We start from the raw sequence: 26,435 nt of genomic DNA on the forward strand, positions 1-26,435 counted from the left end.
ACCTTTGCCGGCGGCCCGGATGGTCAGAGTCGTTCGAGGATCATGGCCATACCCTGTCCACCACCGACACACATGGTTTCCAATCCGAATTGCGTGTCGCTGGTCTGCAGGTTGTTGATCAGTGTGGTGCTGATCCGGGCTCCGGTCATGCCGAACGGATGCCCCAGCGCGAGTGCGCCACCGGAGATGTTGAGCCGGTCTTCGTCGATCTTCAACGCGCGTGCGGAGGCGAGCACCTGAACAGCGAAGGCCTCGTTGATCTCGACGAGATCAATGTCAGCGATGGACATGCCGGCAATGGCGAGTGCCCGGATCGATGCCTCGACCGGGCCGAGGCCCATGATTTCTGGTGACAGCCCGGACACCGCAGTCGAGACGATGCGGGCCAACGGGGTCACGCCCAGTTCGGTGGCCTTGGCGCCGGACATGATTATCAGAGCGGCGGCACCGTCGTTGAGCGGGCAGGCATTGCCCGCCGTCACCGTTCCGTCGGGGCGGAACACCGGCCGAAGCCGGCTCACCGCCTCGTAGTTGGTGCCGCGTCGTGGTCCGTCGTCGGTTGCGACCACGGTGCCGTCGTGCCGGATCACCGGGGTGATCTCGCGGTGATAAAACCCGCTGTCGATGGCGTGCTCGGCGCGATTGTGGCTCCGCACCGCCCAGCGGTCCTGCTCTGCGCGAGAGATCCCGGTGAGCTGGGCGACGTTCTCCGCGGTCTGGCCCATCGGGATGTAGACATCGGGCATCAGAGTCTGCTCGCGCGGGTCCACCCAGCGTTCGGGGTCGGTGCCGGACCGCCGCTCGGTGCGCTTCTGGGCGTCGGCAAAAAGCGGGTTGTGTGTGTTCGGCCACGAATCTGAGCTACCGCGATCGAAGCTGGACACCGACTCGACGCCGGCCGAGATGAACACCTCCCCTTCCCGGGCCCTGATCGCGTGGAATGCCATGCGCGTGGTCTGCAGGGAGGACGCGCAGTAACGCGTGAGGGTGGTACCCGGCATGAAGTCGTAGCCGAGCTGCACGGCGACGGCGCGGGCCATGTTGAATCCCTGCTCGCCGCCGGGTCGGCCGCAGCCCAGCAGCAGGTCGTTCACCTCGGCGGGATCGAGTTGGGGCACCTTGTCGAGGGCTGCGCGCACCATCTGCGCGACCAGGTCGTCCGGTCGCATGCCGGCGAGTGAACCCTTGACGGCGCGGCCGATCGGTGAGCGGGCCGCGGAAACGATGACGGCATCATCGGGGCGTACGGAAGACACAGGAATCACCTTTTATTCGGAGGGGATGAACGTGAGGGTCTCCGCGATGCACACCGGTGTGGCTATGCCCTCGCCTTCGAGACCGTCGCGGTGGAGGTCGGGCCCAGCCCGGTATCGGTGCGTTCGATCGCGTCGAGGCGCAGGGCGGCGCACACCCGCGTTTTCACCGGGCGTGTGCCGGGAAACCGCACCCGGCCCAGCCTGTAGTTGAGGCGACGGGGCACCGATGATCTCTGACGGCTCTGGGACATCGCCTCGACGAGCGACGCCGTGAGGTATCCGTACGCGATCGTCGCCCCGATCGGAGTCTGTGTCGCCCGGTGCGCATCGGTGTGGTCCTCTATTGCGTCGGCGAATCGGTCGAACCGTTCCTGGTCGATGGTCAGCTAAGTCGGTGGGGCCGAGGGTGACCCCGGCCAGCTCGTCCAGGTCTGCCACGACCACCACGGTCGCGGTCATGTGTCGCTTCTGTTCTGCAGCCGGGATCTGTCCAGTGGGCCGTCGCCGACGGCGACGAAAATGGTCGTCCCGTCACCGGTGTGGGCGGTGAACTGGCACCGGGCGCGGCCGCCGACCTCGTGTATCCGGGTGTGGAGGGTGACGGCATCGCCGGTCAGCGCGTTGCCGACGAACTTGGCGCTCAGCCGGCCACTGCGCGCCCAGTCCGGCAGCGACGACAACCCAGCCATCACCTGCGCCGCCCGTTCGAACACGTACATGCCTTGCAAGATGGTTCCGCCGAACAGTTCGCGCGCTGCAACCGGATCGGTGTGAACGGGGCCGGCGGTTGCGGTTGCGCCGCCGAAGGCGTCCAACAGTGGCTGGGTGACAGCGAACGCAAGACTGTCGGTGACCTCGAACTCGTCGTGGATCTCCGGCTGTTCTGCGAACAGCCCGAGATCGCTCACCACCTGAGGTTCAGTGTCGGGTTCATCGGTGTGTCCGGGGAAAACGAACGTCTTGAATGCCGACAGTGCATGGACCGGTCCGCTGAACGCCTGGTACTCGAGCACCAAATGGCGTTTGCCACGCCGGATCTGCTTGTCGGCCACCCTCATCTGCACCCGGCCCGGCTCGTCGGGTGCGGCGAACCCGTGGAACACCACGGTCTCCTTGCCGTGCACGGTGCCCAGCGGCAGATCGACCAGCGCCTTGACCGCGTGCAGGGTGTTCAAGGACAGAGGCGGCCGGGTGTTGTCGGTGTAGACCCTGTGCCCCGGATCGGCCGCGTCCGCGTACTGTCGGGCTTGATCTGTCGTGAAGGCGGGCCAGAACTCGCTGAGAGATTGACCGACGGCCAGTTCCTCCCACCTCCGGGGCTGCGCGGTCAGACGCGACTTGTGGACCTTGCCGGTCGCCGTCATCGGCAGCGCGGGCAGTACCCGCATCGTGGGCACCTTGTAGGTGGCCATGTGCTCCCGCGCCCAGGTGCTCAGGGTGCCGCTGTCCAGGTCGTGGCCGCGCCGCAGTTCGACGTAGGCAACCACCTCCTGTCCCCTCGTCTCGTGGGGCGCGCCGACCACGGCGACGGCCTGAATCGATGGGTGACGCGACAGCAGGTGCTCGACCTCGCTGGGAAACACACTCATCCCGTTGACCTTGATCATGTCCTTTTCGCGGCCGAGGTAGTGCAGGTAGCCCTGGTCGGACAGCTTGCCTGTGTCGCCGGTCAGCAACCATCCGTGGTGGGTGACCTCGGCGCTGGCCTGTGGTGCATGCCAGTAGCCATCGAAGGCTGCGGGTGTGCGGAGGGCGATCTCTCCGGTCTGGCCCATCGGTAACGGCTCGTGGGTGGCACGGTCCAGGATCAGGATGTCGGTTCCGGGCATGGGGAGCCCGCAGAACACCGGCTCGCTGTTCAGGTCGAGATCACCGTCGTGCATGCCGGTGGTGAAGGTGTTGGACGTGTGCGACTCGGTCATGCCGTATCCGGCCTCACGCAGGATGCCGGCACCGGCGGTTTCCTCGTCCCACCGCCGCCGGATATCGATCGACAAACGCTGGGAGAACGACATGCACCGCAGATGCTGTAACGACGTCAGGTTGCGGGCGTCGGCCTTGGCGGCGTCGAGCAGTTCGAGATAGTTCTCGACGACCCCACTCATCGCGGTCACGCGATAACTTTCGATGGCCGCCAGCGCGGCGCCCACGTCCCAGCGCGCCAGCAGCACAATCGTCGACCCGGACAGCAGTGGGGCGAGGATGCCGGTGTTCTCACCGGAGATCCAGAACACCGGGGTGTGCGACATGACCGTCTCGTGTGTGGTGTCGGACGGCGTTTCCGGCAGGATTCCCCACGCGGCAGCACAGTTGGCGCCCGCATAGACCATATTGCGTTGGGTGTGTCTGCACCCCTTGGGCAAGCCGGTGGTCCCACCGGTGTAGTTCAGCGCGGCAAGCGCATCGGGATCCTCACGCCGGTTCTCGACGGCGGGCCCGGTGACCAGTTCCTGCCACCGGCTCGGAAATTTCTGCGCGCCGGTGTGCGACCGCAAAATCTCCGGCAGCGGCAGGGTCGGCTCGGCCGGGACCAGTTCCTGCACATCGACCGGCACGATCTCGCGCACCGTCCGGAACGCCGCCACGGTGGCGATGGGTACCAAATGGCTGGCCGCGACCAGGATGCTGATTTGGGCGTCGTCGGCCTCGTACTCGAGTTCGCCGCGCTTGAACATCGGATTGACCGGTACGTGCACGGCCCCGGCCTTCAGCGTGCCCAGCATGAGGACCAGGAACTGGGGGCAGTTCGGCATGAAGACCCCGACCCGTTCGCCCGCGGCGACACCGTTGCGGTGCAACCAGCCAGCGAATCGATCGCTGTACTCGTCGAGTTCGGCATAGGTGATGTCGGTGCCGTAGTACCGGATGGCCACCCGGTCCGGTGTCCGGCGGACCTGATCGGTGAAACACTGGGTGAAGGTCCGGTGGAGAAACCGCTCCGGCAGCTCCTTCGGCATCTCCGGCGGCCACACTCGTTGCTGCGCTGCCCGGATGGTCGCAAGCCGCGCCTCTGCCATCGCCGTCCAACGTTCGGCAGTTCGCTGCACCGGGTTGAGGGTCGATTCAGACATGTGGACCACCAGCGCCCGTCACGACCGTCGTCCGGCCCGTGAGAAGGTTCAACAGTTTACCTTTCTTGTGGTTCGACATGGGTCAGCCCACCGCGACACGTTCACGCGTGCGGGAGAAGGCGAACAGGTGCCCGAGCGCGCGGGCGGCGTGGGCACCGTCGCTGAAAGTCGGCACCCCGGCTCGACGCAACGCCTTGCGAGGTGCGCCACTGCCGCCGGTCCACACGACGACCATCGGCTTGGACGTCGCCGCGTAGGACGTGACGATGGTGTCGACGATCGCGGTGCTGTCACGTTCGGCGTTACCCAGCAGCACAGCAATCATGTCCGTGTCGGGGTGGTCGGTGACAACGTGCAGAACCCGAGACAGGATCGTCGGATCCTTGATGAACTCGGCGGTCATGTCGATCGGATTCCGCGACGACCCATACGACGGGATCTCGGCGGTGATCGGTGCCCGCCACTCGCTGGGCAGCTCGTCCACGCGAAGGCCTGCATCGTGCGCATCATCGGTCATCAGGACGCCCGCGCCGCCCGACATCGACACAGCGGTCAGCCGGTTGCCGTCAGGCGTGCGGCCCGCGGCGAACACCTGGGTGGCGTCGACGGCCTCGCTGAGGGTGCTGACCTGCACGAACCCCAGGTCATGCAGACGACCCGCCGTCTCTGTGCCCGATACGCCGGCGGAGCCGGTGTGCACCTTCGCCGCCGCCGCCCCCGCTTCGGTACGCCCAGACTTGAGTACGATAACCGGCTTGGTGGTGCGCTGCGAGGTCTGGCTCAGCTGCTGCAGTGCCCGCGGCGCATTGAGGGCTTCGAGGTACATGACACCGCTGCTGACGTCGGAACGCTCGAGTAGGGAGCTCAGGAGCTCGGCGGCGGTCACGTCGACCTCGTTGCCGGTGTTGGCCAGGTATCCAACCCCCAGACCGTGATCGAGCAAAAGACTATAGAGATAGGTTGCCATCGCTCCGCTCTGGGCGACAACAGCGATAGGCCCGTCGTGAAGCTCCAGCCCGGTGTCCAAGACGGAACTGAACGTCAGCGCCGCACCAGTTTTGGCGCCGATGACGCCGAGGCAGTTGGGGCCGAGGACCCGGATGCCGGTCCGGTGGCAGAGGGCGGCGACCTTTTCCTGCAGCTGCGTGCCGCGCTCGGTTTCGGCGAATCCGGACGCGAACACGATCGCGGCCGGAATGTCGGCGGCGGCGCACTCCTGGAGGGCACCCGGCACGTCGGCGGCGGGGACGGCGAGCACCGCTAGGTCGATGTTCCCATGCGGGTATGCGCCAACGCTCGGATAGGCGCGCAGGGCTTGGACCGTGCCGCGGTTCGGGTTGATCGGGATGACCTCGCCGGTGAAGGCGCTGCGGTTCAGGAAGTCGATCACCCGACCGGACAGCTTGCGGGGATCATTCGAGGCGCCGACAACCACGACCCGGCGAGGCGAAAAGTAGAGGTCGCAGAGCGGACGCTGCGATGTGACGTGAGCGACGTTCATGTCAAAAATTTAATAAAATTCTTCGTCCAGGTCAACCCTAGCCCCGTCGCGAGCTCCGCGGAGCCGCAGCGGCACCTGAGGGTCCTCCGCTCCACCGCAGGGCTGGATAACCTTCGCAGCGACTGCTATATGCGCAGCTAAATAGCTATTTTGGACTCGACGCCGCGGAGACGCTTCCGCCGAAACGTGGCTCTTCCGGGGGCGTCGAAGTCCGTCAGATTTAATAAAATTTGACTCGGGGGTGAGCGGATTCAAAAAATTGGGTCGCGTTCCTTATAAAGTTCTAGGTGTGAGTACCTCCGTGTCTACGTCAGTCACGCCACCTGTTGACCAACCCGCCACGTCGGCGGTGGAACCCACGTTGCCCAAACAGGGCAGAGGTCAGCTCAGTAACGCCATCGCTGAGCGCATCCGGTCGAGGATCCTGTCCGGGGTATACAAACCCGGCCAGTTCCTGCGACACGAAGAGCTGGCCGCTCAGGCCGGTGTGAGCAACACGCCCGTTCGAGAGGCGCTGCTGGGGTTGAGCAAGGACGGCTTCGTCCAACACGCCTCCCGTCGTGGTTTCGTCGTGTTGCCGCTGCGTCGCCGGGACATGGAGGACCTATACGAACTGCATGCGCAGATATCAGCCACTCTCGCCCAACGTGCGACCAGAGCGATCACCCCCCGAAAATTCGAGGAGCTGTCGGAGATCCAGGCACGATTCGAGGAGGCCCTGGCGGCCCGTGAGTACGGCGAACTGGAACGGCTCAATGATGAGTTGCATCGCCATATCAACCGCATCGCCGACTCGCCGAAGCTGGGCTGGACGTTGGTGACACTACTCAAGTACATCCCCAAGCGGGACTACGCCGATATCGACGGACTTGCCGCGATGCAAGCCGAACAGCACCGCCAGATCCTCGCTGCCATGCACGAGGGTGACGCCGAGGGGGCCTACCGGGCTATGTACGAGCACAGCTCACTGGCCATGGGCGAAATTCTCAACGAACTCGAACGGCTCGGTGTACTCCAACCGCAGTCCGCCCATTGAAAATCCGCCCGGCGGACCCGCACGGCTGCGCAGGAACTCCGCACGCCGGGCGACCATGGTGTGCCGTGAGTTTTGCGCAGTGTTGTGGTTGACGACTACGCGGCCGAAGCATGTGTCGGTTCACGACTGGGTCCGGTCACCAAGGACGGCAGCGACTCGCCTGCGCTGAGGTTTCCGGCGCGTCCGGATATGCGGCCAGCGTAGGGGCAGCCGATGCCGGCCGACTGGCGATGGCGATTCGCTCGACCGACGACCGTCCGGGCTCGATGAGCTGAACAGTCTTGAACGGCCATCCTGCGATCTGACGTGATGCCGGGTGGGTGTGGATCGAACTGGACCAGCACGTTTCGGTAGTCTGAGGGGCGCTCGGCCGTAAGGCCAGCAGCACGCGTGGGAGCACGTCCTGGTTTGGTCACCGGTACATTCTGCTCCTGCGGTTGACCCGCCCTTCGGGGTTGGGTCCGAGCGTGGCAGGCCGTCAATTGGGACACTCACGCCTGCCACGCTTCGCCGTATCAGGGTTGTTCGGCTCAGGGGGGAGATCTGGTGGCGTACAACGTGAGCCCGGACGCGCCCCCGACTCGGCTGGATCCGGAGGCCGGCACCAGCACCACCCCGGTGGCCAAGCCCGCTGGCTACCGCCCGACCGCCACGTACAACGACCGTGCCCAGGAGCGTGACTCGGCGCGGGATCTGGACCGGATGGTCGAGGACGCCGAGTTCACCCGCGCCCGCAAGGACCTCGAGCGCGCCTTCCCCCGTGCCACGGTCCCGGAGGTATCCGAACGCAAACGCCGGGAGTTGCCGATCCCGGATTCGATTCGCCTGCCGCCGAGTTCACGCCAGCGCAAGGTCCGGTCGGTCAACAAACATAGGGCGCAGTCGGCGTTGCCGAAGGTCGGCTACACCGCCGTGCAGACTCTGGTCAGCGACCTGGAGCGCTGGAGCACCGTGGGGGAGGCGTTGTCGACGGCGCGCGGTGACGCGCAGCAGCTGGAGGAGAAGATGCGCTCGCAGGTGCAGCGGGTGGACCGGGCGATTCAAACCGCGGAACGGTTCAACGACCGCGGTCACATCGTGTACTGCGCGGTCACGCTCCCGCATGCGGTGCCGCAGGAGGCGGTCAACCTGCCCTCGACGCTGCAGCCGGGCTCGTGCCTGGACTTCGACCGGCACACGATGGCCACCCACGCGATTCATCAACTCGATCAGACGCTCGGGAAGCGGGATGTGGTGTTCGAGATCGAGACCGGCCGGGGCATGTATCTGGGCCGGTCGGATTCGGTCGACGACACCGCGCACCTGTTGCCGCGGGGGATGCGGTTCGAGGTGGTCTCCGCCGGGGAGGGGCGCTACCGTCGCCCGGACGGCAGCATCGGCCGGCGGATGATCGTGCAGCTGAGGGACATCACCGAGGACTAGGAGGTTGGAGATGGGACTGTTCACCGACGACAAGGGTCGGCCCGAGTTGGTCGTGCACCCGGACATCCTGCTCGGGCGTGCGACTTTCCGGCCGGTCGACGACGAACCCGAGCCGGAGGAGACACCGAAGCAGCGTGCCCGACGGGAGTTGAAGAAGCGGATGACCGAGGAGCGGCTGGCGAAACAGAAAACCGGAGACACCGACCCCGAGAAGAGTTGAACGCCTCCGGCTCATCCTGTGCATCCGCAGTAGCTGATTCTAACCTCCCATCGCGAAAACACTAGAAAGCAGGGGTGATCCCGTGGATCAACGACCAGCAACGAATGAAGAACTCCGTCCCCAGGAATTTGAGGACCGTGAGGAGTGGTGTACCCGTGCGGAACTGCGCGACTGGGGCTACACCGATGCGGGCATCGACCAGCTCTTCGGTCCGGAAACCACCGGGCCCGGCGGGGTCATCGGCTGGGCGCGCGCTCACGTCGACCATGTCGAGGACACGGTCGTCGCCCCGGCTATCCGGCTGGTGCGGGAGGGATTCGTGGACTCGGAAGCAGTCACCGACGTTCTCAGCAGGGCGTTTATGTGATCTCGGGTTCGCCGGAGCCGTCAATCTCGACCGCCCGGGGACGTGTCGTCTCCGCAGGACCGCGGGCAACTGTCGGTGTCGCAGACCCCGATCGTGGGGCACGCCTCGGGGTCGAGGTATCAGGCCAGTTGCCTAAGGCGAGGCAGGACGTGAGCGAGCTCCTCGAAGAGGGTGGGCCAGCCGCGGCGTAACCAGGTGAGGCGGCCTCGGTCGAGGTGGTCACCATCAATGAGGTGGGAGATGCGGTGCTGCTGCGTGGGAACTCCCAGCTCGAGGAGTTTGGCGTAGACGGGGTTGGCGGGCAGCCGATGTCGGGCGATGTGTGCCCAGACGTCACTGGTGGTCCAGTTCCAGATCGGCCCGTACGCGCTCGTGCCGTCCGTGCGGGTGATAGTCCCGTCGCGGCGGCCACCGCGGGTGTAGAGGTGCCGGCGGGCGGGGGATTCGTCGGCGCGCACACCCCACAACTCACCCGGGCCGAGCAGTCGGTGGGCACGGCGGGCGGGTTCGGTGATCAGCACCCGGTGCAGGTCCACCCGCGCGGCCGCGGCGTCGACGGGTGCGGTGTGGTCCCAGAGCCCGGAGGCGACGAGCACGTCCAGTAGTGGTGGGTCGGCGGGGATGCGGTGCAGATCCAACTTCCACGCCTCGGCGAGGCCGGTGAGGTAGTCGTAGGTTTCGGGGTAGTCGAGGCCGGAGTCGAAGAACACCACCGGCACATCCGGGTCTACGCGGCGGGCGAGGTCGAGGACGGTGAGGGAGTCCTTGCCGCCGGAGAACGCCACGTACCCGTCATGGGCTGCGAGATGCGCCTCGATCCGAGTCATGGTGTGCGCGACCGCTGCCGCGCCGGCCTTCGCTGACGGCGTTCGAAGCCCGCGCAGCGACGCGAGGTCCAGTCCGGGGTCCGGTGTCATCACCACAGCGGTCACGCTACGGCGCCCACCACGCTTCGCCTGTTGGCAGGGCATTCGTCCCATATGGGGGGCTATGACCCATATGGGTGCTCGATAGCCGGCAGCGGAGCTGCGACCCTGGCGGATACCGTGCCCGTGGTCCGGGCGTGGCCACGCCCGGGATCGATGTTCTGCGGTTGAATGGGCGGTATGGGGTCGTCCGCGGTGGAGCAACTGTGGCAGACATTGTCCGAGAACGAGTTGGCATTGGTCTGTGTCCGAGGCCCGCAGTGCGAGTGGGCGGATCTGGTGACGGTCGGGGAGAACGTGTCGGGGGAGCTGGTCTGGTTGGCCCGTGAGGTCGGTGAGATCGCCGCCGAGCAGTACCCCCACGACACCGGCGCAGCGAGATCGTGACGACGCCGGAGCTGGCCGCGGCGGAGCGGGATGTGGTGTGGGCGGCCTACACCGCCGCCGAGGGCGCCGTCGACGCCATCGAGCCTGCGGATCGGGCGTCCGGGTGCGCGCGGTGCGGCCGCGCCACGACGGAGATGACGCCGGTCGGGCAGGTGATCTCACGCCGCTTCACTGGGTTCGAGTCGTGGACGAACCTCGCCGGCCGGCATCTGTGTCGGGTGTGCGTGTGGGTGTACCGGAACCGGGCGCTCCGCGCGGACGCGCACATCATCACCCGGGACCCGGCGACCCTGACGCCGGCGGACCCGGCGCTGCTCCACCGGGTGCTCTCCGCCCCGGTCGGCGCGGACACGGCGGTGATCGTGCCGCTGCGGCCGGGCCGCAAACACCTCCTGCCCGACGCCTGCTGGGGTCGGGTCACGGTCGACGACGCCGGGTTGAAATGGACAGCCGCGGATGCGGACCGGCTGGCGGTGATGCGGCGGCTGCTCGGTCAGGGTTTCTCTGAGGTGATGCTGCGACAGGGCACCCCGGCTTATCCGGTGCTGAGCCGCCTGCCGGCGGACGAGTGGCCACGGGTCCTCGACGACTGGTGCCGCCTCGGCCCGTGGCGGCAGGCGGGGCCGTGGTTCGAGGTCGGCCTGCGCGCCAGTCGCCGGTAACGGCTCTCGCGTCGTCGGTTCGGGGTGCGCCGGATCCGAAAGTAATTCTCAGTGCGGACTGTTCACGAGCAGCTGCCAACGACATGGGATTCGGGACCTTCCGACGCGGGGGCGACGGACCATTCCACGTTGTTCGATGCACCAATAGGGTCCTGCGCACCGGGTGGCGACCGGATCGCGGCTGCGGATGTCCGGGCAGGTCACGCTCAGACTGCGGTAGGTGTGAAAGGAGACTGCGACCCCCTGGCCGGTACGGCCGACGTCTGCGACATCTCGACCGGTACCGCCGACAGCCCTACCTGATCGCGTTGACGTGCGGATATCGGTGCGGCGGTTGCGTCGACGCAACGCCGGCCGACATAATGTGGGTGCCCGAGGCAGTAGCCGAGGGAAGTGGTTCGTGTAGGAGGTCTCCGGGGCGTAAGTACCCCTGTAGGCAGCCCCACCCAGAGGTTTCCAGCCTTGCGCGCCCACCCATATACGACGAACGCCCCTCACTCTGTGAGGGGCGTTCTCGTGTCCTCAGATCCGTACGACGGTGATGCGGTGCGCGATCTTCGCGCGCATGCTGCCGCCGCGACCCCAGGCCCAAGCATGCACGTCAGGCAACCATAAGAGGGAATTGGTGGGCCGGTCGTGGGTGTACCGGAACGGGGCCTGGCCGCCGAGTTCGTCGCGGATGATCCGGTTGTCCTCGCGGTCCTGATCGCATGTCTCGATGGTCAGGTTTGTCACCGCCATCTGCGCGAGATCCCGCACGGCGGCCGCGAGGGTCGCATCCCGGGCCTGGCGTTCGTTGACCTTCTTCGAGCTCATCAGGTAGAGGCGGCTGTTCGCCTCCAGTCGGGCGACGTCGGAGACGATCTTCGGCGCCAGCTTCTTCCCGACGCTGGTCATGTGGATGCGGGTGTGCCCGGGCGGGCGGAGGGCGTTCATCTGCTTCCGCAGCGCGGTGAGGTCGCCGGACGCGACCGTCACAGCACACAGGGCGTACTCGCCCCGTTTGGATTCGTCGATGAACGCATGCACGCGGAGAAGTCTCCCACCCGGACCCGACAACCTCGACAGGCCACACCCCTTCCGGAAGCCGAGCTGAAGCCGGGTGACCCGCACGTCAGGGAGGCTCAGGACAACCCGAAACCTGTTCCGCACCAGAAGCGGATTGTGCGAGGTACGGGGTTGTCGGCGCCGCACACCGGCGGCCGGGGGTGTCTCGGATTTCGTGGACTCGAGAAAACTGCTCGTCTTCTCTAGGATCAGCCGCGATGAACATCTCGGACAAGCACGCGTTTTCGGTGACAGAGAGCTGGCTGGCCACGGTCCCCCAGTTGCCGGCGCTGGCCGATCCGGCCGCGCAGGTGGCGGAGCGGTTGGTGTTGCTGCTGCACTACGGCATCGACTGGTCGGAGAACAACTGGGTGGCCGCCCGCCGCGGTGACTACTGGGACAACCTGTTGCCCACCCGGATCCGGTTGGCCACCTACAACAGCATCAACCTGCACCAGTGGTGGACCGCCTCCGCGGCCAGGCTCGGGTCGAGTCCGCGCACCGACGAACAACGCGCGGAGCTGGCCACGCTACTCACCATGGAAGCCCGGCCGGTGCTGCAGGTGATGCGCGATCAAACGACCGCCCTGACATTGCGGACCCGGATCGTCGCGGACGCCGTCCGGGCCTCCCGGACCGGCGACGCTCGGGGGTTGGCGTCGTGACCGTCACCCGTATGTGGGAGCTGGAAATGACCGCCCGGTCGCCGATCTCCCACCGGGGCGAGCTGATCGGCACCACCGCGATCGGCCGGCGGATGAAGGTCCTCCAAGCCGACGGGTCGGTGGAGCTGGTCCCGGTCATCTCCGGGAACTCCTTCCGCGGCGTCCTGCGCCGGATCGCCGAAGGAATGCTGCGGGACGTTCTCGACTATGAGGGCCAGTTGCCGCTGGCCGTCGCACACGCCCTGCGCAACGGCGGCGCGATCGTGAAAACCTCCGCCGAGCCGGTCACCGGTCGCCGCCTGCACCAACTCCGGGAATTGGTACCGCTGCTGAGCGTGTTCGGCGGCGCCATCGGAGCGGCTCCGATCGACGGCTGCCTGCGCGTCGGACACGTCGTTCCGATCGTCACCGAAGCCGCCCCGATCCTGCGCCGCGAGTATCCGGGCCCGGTGCCGTCGCGGTTCGACATCGAGGCCCTCGAGTCGTACTCGCACCTCGACGATGTGACCGCCGGCCACGCCGGCACCGCGGTCGACCCCGTAGCGGGATCGGGTGGGTCGGGGTCGCCGCTGATGCGGTACGACGTCGAAACGCTCGCCCCGGGCACGCGGTTCGAATCGTGGGTGCAGCTTGTCCGCGGCTCCGACCTCGACCACGCCTTCGCCGCGGACGTTATCGGTGAGTTCACCCGGTCGGGCTGGCTCGGCGGCCGCACGGGGATCGGGCACGGCCAGATCGCCACCACCGTCATCGAGCAGGCCGATCGGGGCCCGGTGGTCGATTGGCGGGACATCGTCGCCTCCCGGCGCGATGAGGCCCTTCAAACCCTGCTCTCACTCCCCGCATGACCCTCCACGTGCCAGCGGGGATGGTGCCGCTGGTGATCCGGGCGAGAATGGCTGCCGGTGTCGTGCACGGGGTGCCGTGGGGCATCAGTCTTGACGGCCTCCTTGCCTCGGAGATCCGGGAGAATATGAAAGCCGTGGCACGGGATGCCGGCGGCGAGTACATCCCCTATAGCCATGACATCGTTCCGGAGGATCTGGAGTTGCCGCTGGCCTGCTGCACTGGCGACGGCGGCGACCGCTGGCATTGGGCGGCGACCTTCGCCTTCCCGGAGGACGAAGTGCCGGGCCCGCACGTGCAGTACTGGTCCGCCCGCCCCGACCAGCAGGCCCTGGGCCAGATGTCGGATCAGTTGCCGGCGTTGGTGTCCGAACGGCAGGGCCGCTACCGGTCCCGGGTGATGCCGCTGCCACTCACCATCTGCCGGAACCTGGTGTGGCGGGCCGTCGGTGACCCGGCCGCCGTCGCTGAGTTGCTGACGCCCATCGTGTCGATCGGGAAGAAGCGCGGCGCCGGCCACGGCCACGTCCTGTCCTGGACCGTCACCGAACACCCGGCCGCCGACTCGTGGGAATTTGCGCACCTGCACCCGGACGGCGGTCTCGGCCGTACTGCACCGCGGGCCTGCCTGCATGACGTAGGCGATCTGCAGACCGGTGGAGAGGGACAGATGGGGCTGCGGCCGCCATACATGCACCCGGCAGTCCGAGCACAGGTGTTTCTACCGACGCCCAGGTAACGCAGATCTGATCGATCACGAATAATGATCGAAAATGTTGAGAAGGGGAGAAGTAACCGACAATGACCGCGATGCCCCTTCTGACGCCCCTGCTCTCCCTCGTCGATAGCCCGGCCACCTCGGAAGTGGAGTACGTGGTCGGGGGTAGCGCGCTTAACGGCTCTGCCCGCGATGACGCAGCGCATCTCTTGGCCGATGAGTCCATGACAATCGCTTGTGGCCGGCAACCAGCACTCGATTGGTGGCGGACTCGCCGTGACGGAGGGTCCGCGCAGGTTGGGAACAAGCTGAAGACCCTAGAATCGATTGTCGGGGTCGCGTTCGGTCTTCCTCGGAAGCCGAAGAACGTCGATCATGTGCAAGGACATGTTGCGGAACTGCTGTGGAACCGGCTGGTGAACGAGCGGACAGTGTGCCGTGACGGCCGTCAGCTTGTTCGTGCGCATCCGATCAAGATGGATGCACTTGAGCCCGGTGGTGATGGGTTGGTCGTCTACCAGGATTGTCAGGGCACGTTGGTGTACCGGCTGTGGGAGATCAAGAAGCACGATGCGAAAGCTGGGATTTCGTCCACGATCAATACGGCGAGTAAGCAGCTTCGCGATCGTGGGGATCAGTACCTCTCCAAACTCGCAGGCCCGGAGACGCTGACGGAGGACCTTGCGCTCGGTGACTTGTATGCCAACATGATCGAATGGTGGTGGGACCGCAGTAATCGTGCGGGTGTTGGTGTGTCGGTGGGTACCTCGGACCACCACGCGCCGACGCGGCCGACCACGTTCGGATCCATTAGGACACAGTTTCCAGCTTTCACTGAGGCGAGTCAGACTGAGAGCATCGTGGTAGCGGTCCCGGATTTTCCGGGTTTCGCTGATCGAGTGAAGGAGATCGTGTGGAGCGGTCTCTAGACCTAGGGTTGCTCAATGGAGCCCTCGGCGGGAGGACGGGGCTGCCGACAGCCGAGGAACTCCAACGACTGATGGCGGATGTCGAGGTCCGCCTCATCCTTCGCCAACCCGAGATGGACACGCAACTGTTCGACGTGGCCTGGTACCTGCACGGTGTCGCCTCGGTCGACGAAGCACGTGAGCGCTACACACTCGCGAGGCAGCGGCAGGCATTCCAGGTCAGCGCCCATATCTTCGACTTGGCCCTCGACCAGGACGAATGGACGGCAGAACAACGACTTTCGTACGGATTTGCTGCGGCGATCGGATACCGCCGGGGCGGCCGGGACCCGAATGCGACTGCGATCATGAACCGGCTTCGCAGTGACATCGACATCGATTCCGCCGTCACCGAACACATCAGCACCCTCTCGTTGGAAGTCGGCCTCGCATTCCTCGGATTCGAGACCAAGACATTGTTCCGTTGGTTGGCACGGTGGCGGCGACAGCTCGAGACGATTGGCCGCGGCTTCGAGGTGCCTGACCTCACGACAACCGTGTTCGGCCCTACCCAGATGGTGGTTCTAGGCGCTGAGGACCTGCTTCACTACTTTGCCCGAGGAAACTCTGACCGCCTCGAACGCGGCCGCGCGCGGCTCCGCTCCGCGGCGATCGGAGAGGCCGGTCCTGGAGACCTCAATTCACGATGGGTTGCGGCCCATCTATTGCGCTTCTCCGACGAAGCGGAACAGGGCTCACTGTGGAACCCCGCTGTGTTGCCGCCATCGGTACCGGTCCTGGTTCGCGAAGCCTTCACCATGGGAAATCCCCCCGTCCTCACGCTCTGGGAGCCGCAACGCGACCTATTTAACGGCCCTCAGTCACCTTTCGACCGGAGCGTCCGAAGGATGGTCCTCGCAGTACCTACCAGCGGCGGCAAGACCCTCGTCGCGCAGATGCTTGCAGTCGAGCAACTTGCCCGCACCGATCGATCTGTCTGCTACGTCGCACCCACACGCAGCCTCGGCCGCGAAGTACGGCGAGCAATGGCCAGCCGTGTGCGAATTCTCCAGAAGGAGACCGGCAACGACCAGCCCGACTACCCCATGACTTACCTCGACACCCTGTTCGAGCTCCAACCATCGGAGCCAGCCGATGTCGAGGTCATGACGCCGGAGCGGCTCGGCAACCTCTTGCGCCACGATGCAGACGCCGTTCTCGACCAATTTGGAATGTTCATCTTCGATGAGGCGCAACTGATCAAGGAGTCGGGTCGAGGGTTCGTACTGGAGTCGGTCATTGCACTGCTGGACTACCTCACCAGGCAAACGGACCACCGGATCACGTTGATCTCCGCTGCGATGGGTAACGCGGGCGCCATCGCTCAATGGCTCAGCCCAGAAGGCAGATATCTCCTACATGAGTCCGCGTGGCGGGGTCCGCGTCGCCTTCACGCAGCTTTCACCACGAAGGCGCACTGGGAGACGACCAAGATTGAGGGAGGTGCTGGCAGCAAGTGGAAGTACCGGCACACGACCGAGCTCAGCGGATTGATTCGCCTGCGCATGGCGGATACCCGCATCAGGAAGCTGTCCACACAGAGCGACACGGGATGGCGATTTGTTCGTAAGTCGAAAGATGGCAGTGAGTTCCCTGCAGAGTGGAAGAAGGACGAAGGACACTCAACGAAGCATTACGTGATCGCCAGTGAAATGATTGCCGCGCTGGGGCATGCGGGGTCAGTCCTCGTGGTTGCTACGACGCGTAGCCAGGCCGAGCTACTCGCAAAAGGACTCGCAGGCACGCGCGACGAACAGCCGTCACTGGCTCCGTTGGTCGATTTCGTGAGGCAACAGCTCGGCGATGACCACCCTCTGGTCAGCGTGTTGCGCCATGGAGTCGGCTTCCATCATGCGCGGCTGCCCATCGAGATATTAGAGGCGCTTGAGGAGGCGGTTCGCGAAGACGTATTGCCATATCTGACGTGCACCTCGACCTTGACCGACGGCGTAAATCTTCCCGTTCGCACCGTGGTGATCTACGACCAGCCCTTCCCCGACCAGCATGAGGACAGCCAACTGAGCGGTGCCCGCTTGGTCAACGCGATGGGCCGAGCTGGGCGGGCAGGGAAGGAGACCGAGGGCTGGATTGTTTTGGTGCGTGCGGCCTCGCCCACCGACCAAGACTTTCGAGATCTCAACCCCGGGGCGGAAGCGCTTGCCGTTACCTCGTCACTGATCACTGAGAGTGCCTTGGACGCATTCGCCAGATTGGAGGAAGAACTAGGTAAAGATGAAGACTCCATCTTTACCGCGGTCGACGCAGCAGCAGACTTTATTAGTTTCGTGTGGCTGACACTGGCGATAGAGGAGGGGCATGGTCAAGATCCTGAGTCCGTTGATATCAGCCGCATCGTTGGGACCACACTAGCGGCCACTCAATCGGACGAGATCCGCGCCAGGTGCACACAGGTCGCGGAGGCAGCGCGCCGTCGTTACGTCGCAAGTGACTCGGAAGCACGACGTCGGTGGCCGCGGACAGGAACGTCGATCGGATCGGCTCGAGCTATCGACGACTTGGCGCGACGGTTGCATGAGGAGATCCTTGAGTTGTGGATTGGCGGGAACCTTCCGGACGTAATGGACCCCGTGCATGCCATCGCAACATTGCCGCAGATGTTCGAAGAATTGCTGAAGCTTGCCGAAGCACCCGAGTGGGAGTTCCTCACCAGCAGCCGAGGCAATGTCATTGACGTCAAACCATTCGTTCTGCTCAACGATTGGATCGCCGGCAAGCCATTACCCGACCTCGCCGACACCCATCTCAGGACAGCACCAAACGCCGCGTGGCGTATCAGCCAAATGGTCGGTGCCATCACGGAACAGTTCGAGCATTTCCTGGCATGGACCGTTGGCGCAGTGGTCGAACTGGTCAACGCCCGATTCGCCGGAGAGGCTAGCGAAATCCGGCTGTGTCCGGAGCTCGGGGGATACATCCGGTACGGAGTGAATACTGCGCACGCCCTGCTGCTCATGACGTCCGGCATCCGCTCCAGGCGATTGGCCCACGCTGTCAACGATTCGCTCCCGGCAGACGTCGAGCCGGCGTATGAAGACCTTCGCTCCTGGTTGGCGGAAATGGACATTGCCGATTGGCGAGAGCGCTACGAAGCCACCTCGTCAGAGATACTCGATCTACTCGAATTCACTAGAGTCCGCAGCCGAAGCCTGCTCAAGACACTTCTCGAATCAGGGAACGTCAGGCTTGACTTGCCGGGTGCCGACCGAAGAATGGTGAACTTTGGTCAACGTCTATCGCTCGTGCCCGCACATGATGAGCCCGACCCGAAGCCGCTAGCGATCTACGCAGACGAGGAACTTATTGCGATTGTTGCGTCCCAGGACCACGCGGACGTACAGGCAATTCTCGACACTGGGCTCGACCTCGTCCTCGCGATCGACGAAATGGTAGAACCGCCGAGTCTGCTCATCTCGCTGCCACTCGGTGAGGGATAGACCGCACGGTGAGCGACTTCGCCGTTTGGAAAGTATTCGAGGGCGCGTTCTTCGTCCAGACGTGTTCACAACGGTGAGACAGGCGGGTGTTCAACGGCAACCTCCGATAGCGGCGCACCCATCACGTGATAGACCCCAGGCTCAAGGTGGATCGTACGAAAACCACACCTGCTGAAGAACGCGATCCGGCCGCTGTCATCCTCGCCTTGCTCGACGGCCAGCGATAGGTATTCCCTTTCATGGACGGTTCGGGCATCTTGGGCGAAGCGGCGTAGCAGTGCGCGTCCTACCCCCTTATGACGCGAGAATTTGTCGACTGTCATGAGACTGATCCAGGCTTGGGGATATGTCAGGACGCAAGGTGCATAGTCGTCCTCGTAAAGCGAGTCGAACCTTCCCTCCAGCATCCCGATAATCCTGTCCTTGGTGTCGAGTGCGACGTATACGTCGTAGGTGTCGAGTCCGGACTCAATCTGGGCTGCGCTAGTTTCCCAGCCGGCTGCGCCCAGCAAGTCCTCGAGTTCATCGAGGTCGCTCGTCTTCACTGGGCGGACGGTGCAGCTCATGCGAGGAAGCTTCGCACAGCGGCCGGGCGGTTCGATCATCGGGTCGTATGCCTCACCTACACCCTGGCCCGGCTATGCATCCCGCTCACCAAAGCCGTAGTGCTGCCAGGTGACCCGGGTGTCGGTTCTCAAGAGTTCACTGGGGGTATACCTGATCTCGGGCGAAAGTGAGGAGCGCCGGACGGGTAGATCTGGCTGAGTGGTCGGCGTCATTACCGGTCGACCAGTGCGTAAGGAGCAAGTGTCAAACCAGGACAGGGCGGTTCGGGAAGCGATGCGCGGCGCGGATCCCCGCCACCGTGCGCGGTCGGCAACGGCGGTCAACCACGAGGTGCGGTGCGAGATAAGGCACCCGGGGTGTTGGTCGCGGGCGGCATGAGCATGCGGCAAGCCCGGCGGCCGGTGGGTTGGGGCGCCACCCGCGCGTCCAGGCGTCAGCACAGCGGGTGGGCGCGGCACGGCGCCCGAATAGGCTCATCTGGAGGACTACCGGGTCCGCGGTCCCGAGCACGATTAGGTGCCACCGACTCCGCCGGACGTCGCCAAGCATCGCAGCGCCGCGTACGACGCGGTTCCAGAAATCTGGGATGGTAGCCAGTGACCCACCCTCACCGTGGCACTGCAAGCGCGCACTGCTATTGGCGGCTAATCCATTTGGTCGGCATGCCGCGTTTCCCAGACATCGAAAAGGAACTCGGTGATGGCCACTGCAGTGTTGAGGGCGAGGCGTGCATGCCGACGATCTGCAGTACTGGCCGTGGCTCTTCCGTGTCCGGTGCCGACTCTGTTGCGAAGTTCACCGAGAAATTGGACCGAACTCCCTAAACTGCGGAGAAGGCCATTCACGGCCGTGCTCGCGTCAGGATCGTCGTCGACGGAGCTACCGGCAAGATCGAGTGCCCTGCTCACGGCCTTGTAGAGGGTGGGCAGGTCGTCGCCGCGTTTGTGCGTCGCCCCGCGTTCATTGAGGATCTGGACGAATACGGATTCGACGAGTTCTTTGCACGAACCGATCGCGGCTTCGGGGTCGGCGGTGATGTTTGGTTCGATCCGTCTGAGGTGGCGGTCGAGCGTGTCACGGTCACCGAGTGTGGCTCGGTCGACGGTGAGTGCAGCGGGTCGATCGCCGTGGTAGCCGTCCAGGCGCCGCCAGGTGTAGACCTTCCTTCCACTGATCTCGGTCTCGGGGACCAGTTCGTACTTGTCGGGTGCGAGTGCTTTGTTGAGGTCGGACACCATTCGTTCTGCGATGTCGTCACGTCGGACGAGCGGGTGCACTGTGCGGGCGAGGAAGCGAAGGAACTGCTCGTCGGTGCCGTTGAGGAGATCGAACCGAGGGTCGGAGAAGACCCAACTCGCGTCCCAGTCGAAGTTGTTTACGCAGTGTTGCCATATGTCGCCGTCGGCGTCGGAGAACCGGTAGTCAGTGCTGGGGAGCTTCTTCAGGTCGTATAGATCGCCGAGGAAGGAGAGTTCATCCCCCTTCCCGAACCAGAAGTAGTCACGCTCGAGTGTTAGAAGGTCGGCTATGGCTTGTCGAGTGATGTCGGTGATTTGCCGAACTCCCGCTGTCGATTTCGGTGCAGGGGCGGTTCTCATCGATACCTCCTCGTCGAGGACCGACTTGCAGCGAGTAGTGCTGTGTCGACGGTACGGAGTGATGCGGGAGACGCGGTATCCCACCCGCAGCTCATTGATTCTTCCCAGCGCCGGCAGCCGCTTCTACCTTCAGGTCTTTGCAAAGTTGGATCATCGACAGAGCAGCCCAGAACATCCAGTCGAGGAACGCGGAGCTGTAGTCGCGCATATCGGTATCTTTGTAATGCCGGATGGCATACCGGTTCGCGATCTGGAACAGGCTGTCGTTGTCCTTCTCAACTGAGGTGTCCTTGAAAACGGGATAGCGATCGGGCTCAAGAACGGCCATCAGCTCCCGAATCGCCGAAACCTTGTCCTCACGGGTGGCCTGGCGTGACCTGAACAAAGCGATGGCGTGACCAACCTGGTCTTTCAGCAAGGTCGTGGGTTGCTGCGCCACTTGGACGAGTAGGTCTGCGCGAGCCTCGTCGGTGATGGTGACGAGGCGGCCTACATCTTCCCCCTCGGTCGCGAGCCGGAACGGAAGACGGGTTGCTGCCAGGAGTTCGTTCACACGGATGCGGTAGAGCAGCTGCCCGGTCCGCAGTGCGTGGTCGGAGTAGTGATACCCGCATTGGGAAAATTCGTGGTCGTACCGATTGCGGGGTCGCGCGGCGACATCGTGGAGAAGCTCGACCAGGTCGCAGAACTCGTCATCACTCCACGCATCGACCGCGGTGTGCGCCAAGTCCGGCGGTTCGTGTCCGTACAGTTCGGTGAGCCGTTCTTTCAGGGCGGGCTCGTCCTCGTCGCCGTCCACGCACCCGTCCGGGTATACGTCTCCGAAGTATCCGGTGCTCTGCCACCGTGCAGCGAATGTACTGAATCGCTCCTTCGCGGCGGCCCAGTCGGGTTCACCGGTTGCGCGGTCGTCGGGTGGTGACGAGGAGTTCCGCCGAGAGAAGTACGGGGGGCGTGCGGTGTGGAGTCTCAGTTCGTCGGCACGGCGTACCAGCTCGGAGACCACGGGGACTTTGTGCAGGATGGTCTGAAGACTCTGGATGCTCTCCGGCCAACTGCCGCCGGTTTCTCCGGCCCAGTCCATCATTCCCTTCACAGAGGAATACTCGGTTGCGGGGGCACTGCCGGCGAAGGCCTCTTCGAGCAGCAGGGCGTAGTCGGCATAGAAGGACTGACGTTCCGCGTCCGTCCTCATCATGTCCTTGGCTTCGGCGACGAAGACTTCGCGGGGCCACGTCAGTGCGTACTCAGGGTCGGTCAGGTCCATCAGCACTCCAATTCTCAAAGTTCGGAGTAAGTCTGACTGGCCCTGTTCGCGGCATACAGGGAGACCCTGCCCTGATCGACTTCAGTGGCGATCCGTCCGCGTCGGTGGCCGACAATCCACGTCGGCCGACACTGCGGCAGCTCTCAGTGCTCCGGGCAGCTGGTCAATGCTGCTTGAGCCAGGCGCGGATGCGATCGAGGTTGTCCTCCAACGGGGTGATGGTGTCCACGGTCAGATGGGGCACGGTGAGGGGCGGCGATTCTGCGCGCATGCGTTGTACGTGGTCCCAGTCGACTTCGTGCCAGCCGGGGATGTGGCGTTGCCGGACTTCGACACGTCGGCGGTATTCGTTTTCGTCGCTGCAGACGCATTCGACGATGTGGAGACGGGCGCGGTGGTTCTCGGCGATCTTCTGCCACCGCTGTGCGACGGTGTCGGCAATGGCGCAGTCGACGGTGGCGCCCTGGTCGAGCATCAGCTGCCGGGTGATCAGCGATTCGAGCAGGCTGTGGTACATCGCGAGGTACTGCTGTCGGCCGAGTCCGGCGAGAACGTGGTGGGCGGGTGCGAGTGCGCCGAGCAGCCAGTCGCCGGCGAAGGAGGGCACACCGAGATCGCGTGCGAGTTGGTCGGAGAGGGTGGATTTGCCGGTGCCGGAGAGACCTGTCAGAACGATCACCTGGATGTTCATGCCTTGGATCGTCGTACAACAGACATTGTGGTGTCACGTACCGGCCATCGTTCTGGCCGTGGTGATCACCGTGGCGGGGCGTAGTGGGATGGGGCCCGCCGGACGAGGTACCGCTCGACGCCGGGGTACTTCTCGCCGAGCGAGACGCTGGTGAAACCACTCTTCTCGTAGAAGTGGACGGAGTCGGCGTCGGTTTCGGCGACGAGCGGGATGCCGGGGTGGGACGACTGCACCCAGTGGATGAGGGCTGTGCCGATGCCTCGGCGCCGGTAGAGGGGGTGCGTGGCGAGGTGCAGCAGCGTCGTCCGATCCGGTGCCGCGCTGTATCCGACTACCCCGACCGTCATCTGCGGTGTTCGGGCGACGGCGAGGACCGCAGATCCGGTCCGGTAGGGCACGAGCGCCACGTCGAGACGGTCTCGATCCACTGATCCCACCGCGTACGTCAGGAGCGAAATCGCACCGTCGGCGTCGGGACCGGCCTCGTCGATGGCGACAGGGAGTGCGCTCACAAGAGACCACGGTAAGGCCGGTGTTCGCAAAGCGCTGTCTATGGAACCTGAGGAGTCGAATTCTCCCGTGAGGTGCTTGACTGCCCTCATCTTTCCTGGGGCGGGGCGAGGGCCTCCCAGGCGGCGGTCTGCTCGCAGAGTTCGCCGATGGTGGCGACCGGGGTGTCGGTGTGCGGGTCGACCCACACGGGTCCTTCCGGGTGGAGGAGGGGGTTGAGGATGTGCCGTCCTCGCGATGGCCACTGGATGAACTCGTATCCGGTCAGCTCGCCTTGCGTGGTCTCGGCGACCCAGACCGCGGCCTGTGGGTAGGGAGCATCCATCGATACGCCGTGGCAGAGGTTGAACCCACCGACCCGCGGCCCGCGCCAGCCGAGGGTGACGGCGTACTGGTCGCTGATTGCGAGTTCCCACACCAGACGTTCGACCTGCAGTTCGCGTTCTCCGTATCGCAGGCAGCGCAGATCCCGGGCAACGGCTGCGATCGCGAGTAGCCACGGGTCCGGTGGATCGAATCCCGGGGTGTCGTGGAAGTCCGGACCGTCGTCGGTCATGGCGAAGCGCCACACCAAACTGTCCTGGTTCCAGTCCGGCATCGGCATGGAACCCATCATCGCCGTCGACGGCTCCCGGCGGTGCGGCTTTGCCCTACCCATCCCGTGCCCCGGCACGGGATGGGTAGGTGGCGTTTTGGGGGTTCGGGGGCTTGATTCCGGGGTGTTTTTGTGAGTGGTGTACGGCTCGAATTCGTTTGTTGTGCAGCGTGTTTCGGGTTGTTTGTGTCGGTGGGGTGGGTTATGTTTTCGGTGTCCCAATTGATGCGGGGCGGAGGGGGTTGACCACCCTTCCGCTCCGGTGAGCCCGGCTGTGGTCCGGGGGTTTGGAGTTGTGATGTCTGTGGACGTTGCAGTTGTCGAGAATGCGATCGTGTCGAGCGGCGGCGGTGCCGCTGTGTCTGCCCCGGTTGGTGGTGTGTTCCCGGCGGATGGGGTGTTCGTCGAGGTGCGTGAGGGCGAGGGCTGGACGGCGGGCTGGCTGGTCGCGGACCGCACCGATGTGGCGGGGTTGTCGGTGCACAGTGTCGCCGAGGACAAGCGGGTGGTGTCGGTGGCGTTGGTGCCGCTGTCCCCGGATGCGCCGGTGTGGGAGGGGCGGGTGTGCCCGGATCAGGTGGTGGTCGCGTCGGTGCAGCGCCCGGTGCCGGTGTTCTGGGAGCGGGTGGCGGGTTCGCTGGCGGCGGCGATGGTCTCGCGCCGGGAGACGGCGACGCTGCGGGAGCGCCTCGAGGGGGCGCATGCCGATCACATGAAGTGGATTGACGCGGTCGCGACCTCGGCCCACCAGTGGGCCGACGAGAACAACCTGTGCAGCGAGTTCGATCGGTTCATGGAAGATCACGACCTGCCGCCGCGCAGTCGGGAGTTCACGGTGGAGGCCCTGGTGACGATCACCACGAAGGTGTCCGTTTCGGTGTCGGCGCGCTCGGAGGAGGTCGCCGAGGGCGAGGTGGACGGGGAGGTGCTGGCGCGGGCGCTGGGTCGCCGGATTGGTGGGTTCCGCCGTCACGGCCTGGATCTGCGGGAGTACACGGTGGCGGGGGTGCAGGCATGACCGCCACCACCAGCACGCAGACCACGTTGACTGCGCAGGCGGTGCGGATCGGGGTGGACGGCCGTGCCGAGGTGATCGACCTCGGGGCGGGGGAGTCGACCGGGTCGGCGGTCCGGGCGGCGATCGGGTGCCGCTGGTTCGACGTGGTGCGGCTGGGGGATCTGGACATGTGGGTCGATGACGAGGGCGCGATCGTCGCCGATGCGGAGGTGAATCTGGTGGCGACGGCGATTGCCCGGGCTCATGGGGCGATCTGGCAGCCGTTCTGCGGTGCCGTGGTGTTCGCGGCCCACGACGGCAACGGCGCGACGGTGGGCCTGTCTGACGCCCAGAAAGAGGCCCTGCTGACCGGTGTGGTGTTCGTGCCCACCGTGCACCACTGACTGAGGGAGGAAACCCCACGATGACAACAACGATCACGACCACCGGCACGAGCACCATTCCCACGCAGGAGGTCTACATGTCGCAGGGTGAGCGTGCCCTGGCCCGCGGCACCCACTACATCGAGGAATCGATCTGGGTGTATCTGATGCGGGACTGGGACGGCATCGACCGGTGGGTGCTCGATCCGGTGACGGTGGACGGCTGCGGATTGGACTCCGGCCTCGAGGACGGGGCCCGCAACAGCGAGTGCATGTGCGAGGACCAGGCGGAGTGCGACGCGGTCCGGGATCGGATGGACCGGGCACCGTTGCCGTCGGCGGATGATCTGCTGCACCTGTTGGCGGAGTCGCTGGGCTATACGCTCACTCGGGCGGCTCAGCGGTGACGGCGCTGGTGGAGGCGGTGATCGTCCGCGACCCCGATGGGCCGACCAGTGTGTGGGTGTTCGTGGGCGGTGAGCCGGTCGAGACGGTGGAGAGCTGCATCGATGCGGGTGCGGGCTGGGAGTGGGAGGACTGGTGCGAGCACCGGGACGAGATGCTCGCCGGTGCCTCTGCGGCGGCGCGGGAGTTGCTGCTGACACTGCTCGACGGTCCGCCCGGCGGGGTCTATGTCGAGGGCCGCGACGATCGGCCCTGGCTGGACCCCGCAGCCTAGATCGCCTCGCTCGGTACATGGCCCGCACCCGACTTCCGGGGTGCGGGCCATGTACTGCGTCGGGCCGTAATGGTGCTGTGACCTGGTGTGATGACATGTCCCCGGTTTGTGATGTGGGGGTGCCGGCGACCTGCTCGGGGGAGTGCCGGCGCCGGGATGCCGGCGGGCGCGCGGGGCCCGTTTCGTCCGGTTGCGGGCTGGTTGTGAAAGTTATTGATTAACAATGTATTTAGGTAATCAGTTGGTGAATAAGTTTTTATATGAGTTGTGCACAAATGTCAGGTTGTAAGGTTCGTAATATGTTGTAAAACAACAGTATTAAGTATTGTGAGATTTTCGACTGTTTCGGGTTGTATGAGGGGTGGGTGGTATGCTGTGGGTATGACACCAGGTGGCGCGGGAAGGCGAGCGGGCGGCGGTTCGGACGCACCCACCCGCGCCCCCAGCCTCGTTGGGGTGTGGGGGACCGAATCGAACGAGCCGACGAAAGGCACAGGTGAGAACCTAATTTTGGAAACTCAGAGGAGCGAAGCGACTCGATCGACGGCAACGGGAACTGGCCCACTGCGAGCCGCGCAGCGGCTCCCTGGCGGGGAGCGAA

At 65.0% G+C, this 26,435-nt stretch carries 26 protein-coding genes; 15 read left to right on the forward strand and 11 right to left on the reverse strand.

Translation table 11 applies throughout. The annotated features are described in order from the left end of the window. Positions 1 to 23: 23 nt before the first annotated feature. From BLV94_RS47155 to BLV94_RS47170, 3 genes are all read right to left on the reverse strand, one after another. Positions 24 to 1,256, reverse strand: a complete 1,233-nt coding sequence (locus BLV94_RS47155; protein ID WP_143051538.1) for an acetyl-CoA C-acetyltransferase — start codon at positions 1,254 to 1,256, stop codon at positions 24 to 26. 455 nt (positions 1,257 to 1,711) lie between these two features. Then, positions 1,712 to 4,327 (reverse strand): AMP-binding protein, encoded by a 2,616-nt coding sequence (locus BLV94_RS47165; protein ID WP_143051539.1) that lies wholly within the window; start codon positions 4,325 to 4,327, stop codon positions 1,712 to 1,714. Positions 4,328 to 4,409: 82 nt separating this feature from the next. Further along, positions 4,410 to 5,828 carry an acetate--CoA ligase family protein gene (locus tag BLV94_RS47170; protein WP_072950863.1) on the reverse strand — a complete coding sequence of 473 codons (1,419 nt, stop codon included), beginning with the start codon at positions 5,826 to 5,828 and terminating at the stop codon, positions 4,410 to 4,412. 301 nt (positions 5,829 to 6,129) lie between these two features. Between BLV94_RS47170 and BLV94_RS47175 the strand changes: the two genes are divergently transcribed. The 4 genes from BLV94_RS47175 to BLV94_RS47190 all read left to right on the forward strand — a co-directional run bounded on the left by BLV94_RS47175 (position 6,130) and on the right by BLV94_RS47190 (position 8,873). Beyond that, positions 6,130 to 6,864 (forward strand): GntR family transcriptional regulator, encoded by a 735-nt coding sequence (locus tag BLV94_RS47175; protein WP_244163960.1) that lies wholly within the window; start codon positions 6,130 to 6,132, stop codon positions 6,862 to 6,864. A 546-nt stretch (positions 6,865 to 7,410) separates the two neighbouring features. Then, positions 7,411 to 8,286, forward strand: coding sequence for a hypothetical protein (locus BLV94_RS47180; RefSeq protein WP_072950869.1), 876 nt, complete (start codon positions 7,411 to 7,413; stop codon positions 8,284 to 8,286). 10 nt (positions 8,287 to 8,296) lie between these two features. Next, positions 8,297 to 8,506 carry a hypothetical protein gene (locus tag BLV94_RS47185; RefSeq protein WP_072950871.1) on the forward strand — a complete coding sequence of 70 codons (210 nt, stop codon included), beginning with the start codon at positions 8,297 to 8,299 and terminating at the stop codon, positions 8,504 to 8,506. Positions 8,507 to 8,588: 82 nt separating this feature from the next. After that, positions 8,589 to 8,873, forward strand: coding sequence for a hypothetical protein (locus BLV94_RS47190; RefSeq protein ID WP_072950874.1), 285 nt, complete (start codon positions 8,589 to 8,591; stop codon positions 8,871 to 8,873). Between the two features lie 119 nt (positions 8,874 to 8,992). On the opposite strand, the gene BLV94_RS47195 is transcribed toward BLV94_RS47190, so the two are convergent. Beyond that, the gene (locus tag BLV94_RS47195; RefSeq protein WP_072950902.1) at positions 8,993 to 9,790 is read right to left on the reverse strand and encodes a phosphoadenosine phosphosulfate reductase domain-containing protein; all 798 of its coding nucleotides are present in this window, start codon (positions 9,788 to 9,790) and stop codon (positions 8,993 to 8,995) included. Between the two features lie 189 nt (positions 9,791 to 9,979). Here BLV94_RS47195 and BLV94_RS47200 point away from each other — a divergent pair, with 189 nt between their 5' ends. Together BLV94_RS47200 and BLV94_RS47205 are read left to right on the forward strand one after the other, a co-directional pair. Next, positions 9,980 to 10,186: a hypothetical protein gene (locus tag BLV94_RS47200; protein ID WP_072950904.1), complete on the forward strand. Its 207-nt coding sequence runs from the start codon at positions 9,980 to 9,982 to the stop codon at positions 10,184 to 10,186. Further along, positions 10,183 to 10,848: a hypothetical protein gene (locus BLV94_RS47205; RefSeq protein WP_072950876.1), complete on the forward strand. Its 666-nt coding sequence runs from the start codon at positions 10,183 to 10,185 to the stop codon at positions 10,846 to 10,848. Before BLV94_RS47200 ends, BLV94_RS47205 begins: the two co-directional genes overlap by 4 nt. Positions 10,849 to 11,370: 522 nt before the next feature. Here BLV94_RS47205 and BLV94_RS47210 read toward each other — a convergent pair. After that, positions 11,371 to 11,877: a hypothetical protein gene (locus BLV94_RS47210; protein ID WP_244163961.1), complete on the reverse strand. Its 507-nt coding sequence runs from the start codon at positions 11,875 to 11,877 to the stop codon at positions 11,371 to 11,373. Positions 11,878 to 12,113: 236 nt separating this feature from the next. On the opposite strand from BLV94_RS47210, the gene BLV94_RS47215 reads away from it, so the two are divergent. The 5 genes from BLV94_RS47215 (at position 12,114) to BLV94_RS47235 (ending at position 18,547) form a co-directional block, all read left to right on the forward strand. After that, positions 12,114 to 12,560 (forward strand): hypothetical protein, encoded by a 447-nt coding sequence (locus tag BLV94_RS47215; RefSeq protein WP_072950879.1) that lies wholly within the window; start codon positions 12,114 to 12,116, stop codon positions 12,558 to 12,560. Continuing rightward, a complete protein-coding gene (locus BLV94_RS47220) occupies positions 12,557 to 13,408 on the forward strand; it encodes an RAMP superfamily CRISPR-associated protein (protein WP_083396006.1) in 852 nt (283 codons plus the stop codon). The genes BLV94_RS47215 and BLV94_RS47220 overlap by 4 nt, the downstream gene beginning before the upstream one ends. Next, positions 13,405 to 14,145, forward strand: coding sequence for a hypothetical protein (locus BLV94_RS47225; RefSeq protein WP_072950881.1), 741 nt, complete (start codon positions 13,405 to 13,407; stop codon positions 14,143 to 14,145). The genes BLV94_RS47220 and BLV94_RS47225 overlap by 4 nt, the downstream gene beginning before the upstream one ends. A 62-nt stretch (positions 14,146 to 14,207) precedes the next feature. Continuing rightward, entirely contained in the window at positions 14,208 to 15,053 is an 846-nt protein-coding gene (locus tag BLV94_RS47230; RefSeq protein WP_072950884.1) for a hypothetical protein, read from the forward strand. Between the two features lie 71 nt (positions 15,054 to 15,124). Next, on the forward strand, positions 15,125 to 18,547 hold the full coding sequence (locus tag BLV94_RS47235; RefSeq protein ID WP_244163962.1) for a DEAD/DEAH box helicase: 3,423 nt from the start codon (positions 15,125 to 15,127) through the stop codon (positions 18,545 to 18,547). A 65-nt stretch (positions 18,548 to 18,612) separates the two neighbouring features. On the opposite strand, the gene BLV94_RS47240 is transcribed toward BLV94_RS47235, so the two are convergent. From BLV94_RS47240 to BLV94_RS47265, 6 genes are all read right to left on the reverse strand, one after another. Further along, on the reverse strand, positions 18,613 to 19,092 hold the full coding sequence (locus BLV94_RS47240) for a GNAT family N-acetyltransferase (RefSeq protein WP_167372264.1): 480 nt from the start codon (positions 19,090 to 19,092) through the stop codon (positions 18,613 to 18,615). Positions 19,093 to 19,758: 666 nt separating this feature from the next. Beyond that, positions 19,759 to 20,712, reverse strand: a complete 954-nt coding sequence (locus BLV94_RS47245; protein WP_072950890.1) for an abortive infection family protein — start codon at positions 20,710 to 20,712, stop codon at positions 19,759 to 19,761. Between the two features lie 91 nt (positions 20,713 to 20,803). After that, the gene (locus BLV94_RS47250) at positions 20,804 to 21,979 is read right to left on the reverse strand and encodes a hypothetical protein (protein WP_072950892.1); all 1,176 of its coding nucleotides are present in this window, start codon (positions 21,977 to 21,979) and stop codon (positions 20,804 to 20,806) included. 163 nt (positions 21,980 to 22,142) lie between these two features. Beyond that, on the reverse strand, positions 22,143 to 22,670 hold the full coding sequence (locus tag BLV94_RS47255) for a P-loop nucleotide/nucleoside kinase family protein (protein ID WP_072950894.1): 528 nt from the start codon (positions 22,668 to 22,670) through the stop codon (positions 22,143 to 22,145). 65 nt (positions 22,671 to 22,735) lie between these two features. After that, the gene (locus BLV94_RS47260) at positions 22,736 to 23,182 is read right to left on the reverse strand and encodes a GNAT family N-acetyltransferase (RefSeq protein ID WP_072950896.1); all 447 of its coding nucleotides are present in this window, start codon (positions 23,180 to 23,182) and stop codon (positions 22,736 to 22,738) included. 86 nt (positions 23,183 to 23,268) lie between these two features. Next, the gene (locus BLV94_RS47265) at positions 23,269 to 23,784 is read right to left on the reverse strand and encodes a hypothetical protein (protein WP_072950910.1); all 516 of its coding nucleotides are present in this window, start codon (positions 23,782 to 23,784) and stop codon (positions 23,269 to 23,271) included. Between the two features lie 289 nt (positions 23,785 to 24,073). Here BLV94_RS47265 and BLV94_RS47270 point away from each other — a divergent pair, with 289 nt between their 5' ends. Genes BLV94_RS47270 through BLV94_RS47285 form a run of 4 tightly spaced genes read left to right on the forward strand, consistent with a single transcriptional unit; the run spans position 24,074 to position 25,834 of the window. Further along, the gene (locus BLV94_RS47270; RefSeq protein ID WP_083396008.1) at positions 24,074 to 24,793 is read left to right on the forward strand and encodes a hypothetical protein; all 720 of its coding nucleotides are present in this window, start codon (positions 24,074 to 24,076) and stop codon (positions 24,791 to 24,793) included. Beyond that, positions 24,790 to 25,176: a DUF3846 domain-containing protein gene (locus BLV94_RS47275; protein ID WP_072950898.1), complete on the forward strand. Its 387-nt coding sequence runs from the start codon at positions 24,790 to 24,792 to the stop codon at positions 25,174 to 25,176. The genes BLV94_RS47270 and BLV94_RS47275 overlap by 4 nt, the downstream gene beginning before the upstream one ends. A 20-nt stretch (positions 25,177 to 25,196) precedes the next feature. Beyond that, a complete protein-coding gene (locus BLV94_RS47280) occupies positions 25,197 to 25,562 on the forward strand; it encodes a hypothetical protein (protein ID WP_072950900.1) in 366 nt (121 codons plus the stop codon). Continuing rightward, positions 25,559 to 25,834, forward strand: coding sequence for a hypothetical protein (locus tag BLV94_RS47285; protein WP_244163963.1), 276 nt, complete (start codon positions 25,559 to 25,561; stop codon positions 25,832 to 25,834). The genes BLV94_RS47280 and BLV94_RS47285 overlap by 4 nt, the downstream gene beginning before the upstream one ends. Positions 25,835 to 26,435: the final 601 nt, after the last annotated feature.

Source organism: Rhodococcus koreensis, assembly GCF_900105905.1.
GTDB classification, from domain to species: domain Bacteria; phylum Actinomycetota; class Actinomycetes; order Mycobacteriales; family Mycobacteriaceae; genus Rhodococcus_F; species Rhodococcus_F koreensis.

What these genes read in the sequence shown, in the direction of transcription:
- BLV94_RS47165 (WP_143051539.1), bottom strand. Translation starts at nt 4,327, where the DNA reads ATGTCTGAATCGACCCTCAACCCGGTGCAGCGAACTGCCGAACGTTGG.
- BLV94_RS47170 (WP_072950863.1), bottom strand. Translation starts at nt 5,828, where the DNA reads ATGAACGTCGCTCACGTCACATCGCAGCGTCCGCTCTGCGACCTCTAC.
- BLV94_RS47185 (WP_072950871.1), top strand. Translation starts at nt 8,297, where the DNA reads ATGGGACTGTTCACCGACGACAAGGGTCGGCCCGAGTTGGTCGTGCAC.
- BLV94_RS47195 (WP_072950902.1), bottom strand. Translation starts at nt 9,790, where the DNA reads ATGACACCGGACCCCGGACTGGACCTCGCGTCGCTGCGCGGGCTTCGA.
- BLV94_RS47200 (WP_072950904.1), top strand. Translation starts at nt 9,980, where the DNA reads ATGGGGTCGTCCGCGGTGGAGCAACTGTGGCAGACATTGTCCGAGAAC.
- BLV94_RS47215 (WP_072950879.1), top strand. Translation starts at nt 12,114, where the DNA reads ATGAACATCTCGGACAAGCACGCGTTTTCGGTGACAGAGAGCTGGCTG.
- BLV94_RS47225 (WP_072950881.1), top strand. Translation starts at nt 13,405, where the DNA reads ATGACCCTCCACGTGCCAGCGGGGATGGTGCCGCTGGTGATCCGGGCG.
- BLV94_RS47230 (WP_072950884.1), top strand. Translation starts at nt 14,208, where the DNA reads ATGACCGCGATGCCCCTTCTGACGCCCCTGCTCTCCCTCGTCGATAGC.
- BLV94_RS47235 (WP_244163962.1), top strand. Translation starts at nt 15,125, where the DNA reads ATGGCGGATGTCGAGGTCCGCCTCATCCTTCGCCAACCCGAGATGGAC.
- BLV94_RS47245 (WP_072950890.1), bottom strand. Translation starts at nt 20,712, where the DNA reads ATGAGAACCGCCCCTGCACCGAAATCGACAGCGGGAGTTCGGCAAATC.
- BLV94_RS47250 (WP_072950892.1), bottom strand. Translation starts at nt 21,979, where the DNA reads ATGGACCTGACCGACCCTGAGTACGCACTGACGTGGCCCCGCGAAGTC.
- BLV94_RS47255 (WP_072950894.1), bottom strand. Translation starts at nt 22,670, where the DNA reads ATGAACATCCAGGTGATCGTTCTGACAGGTCTCTCCGGCACCGGCAAA.
- BLV94_RS47265 (WP_072950910.1), bottom strand. Translation starts at nt 23,784, where the DNA reads ATGCCGATGCCGGACTGGAACCAGGACAGTTTGGTGTGGCGCTTCGCC.
- BLV94_RS47270 (WP_083396008.1), top strand. Translation starts at nt 24,074, where the DNA reads ATGTCTGTGGACGTTGCAGTTGTCGAGAATGCGATCGTGTCGAGCGGC.
- BLV94_RS47275 (WP_072950898.1), top strand. Translation starts at nt 24,790, where the DNA reads ATGACCGCCACCACCAGCACGCAGACCACGTTGACTGCGCAGGCGGTG.
- BLV94_RS47280 (WP_072950900.1), top strand. Translation starts at nt 25,197, where the DNA reads ATGACAACAACGATCACGACCACCGGCACGAGCACCATTCCCACGCAG.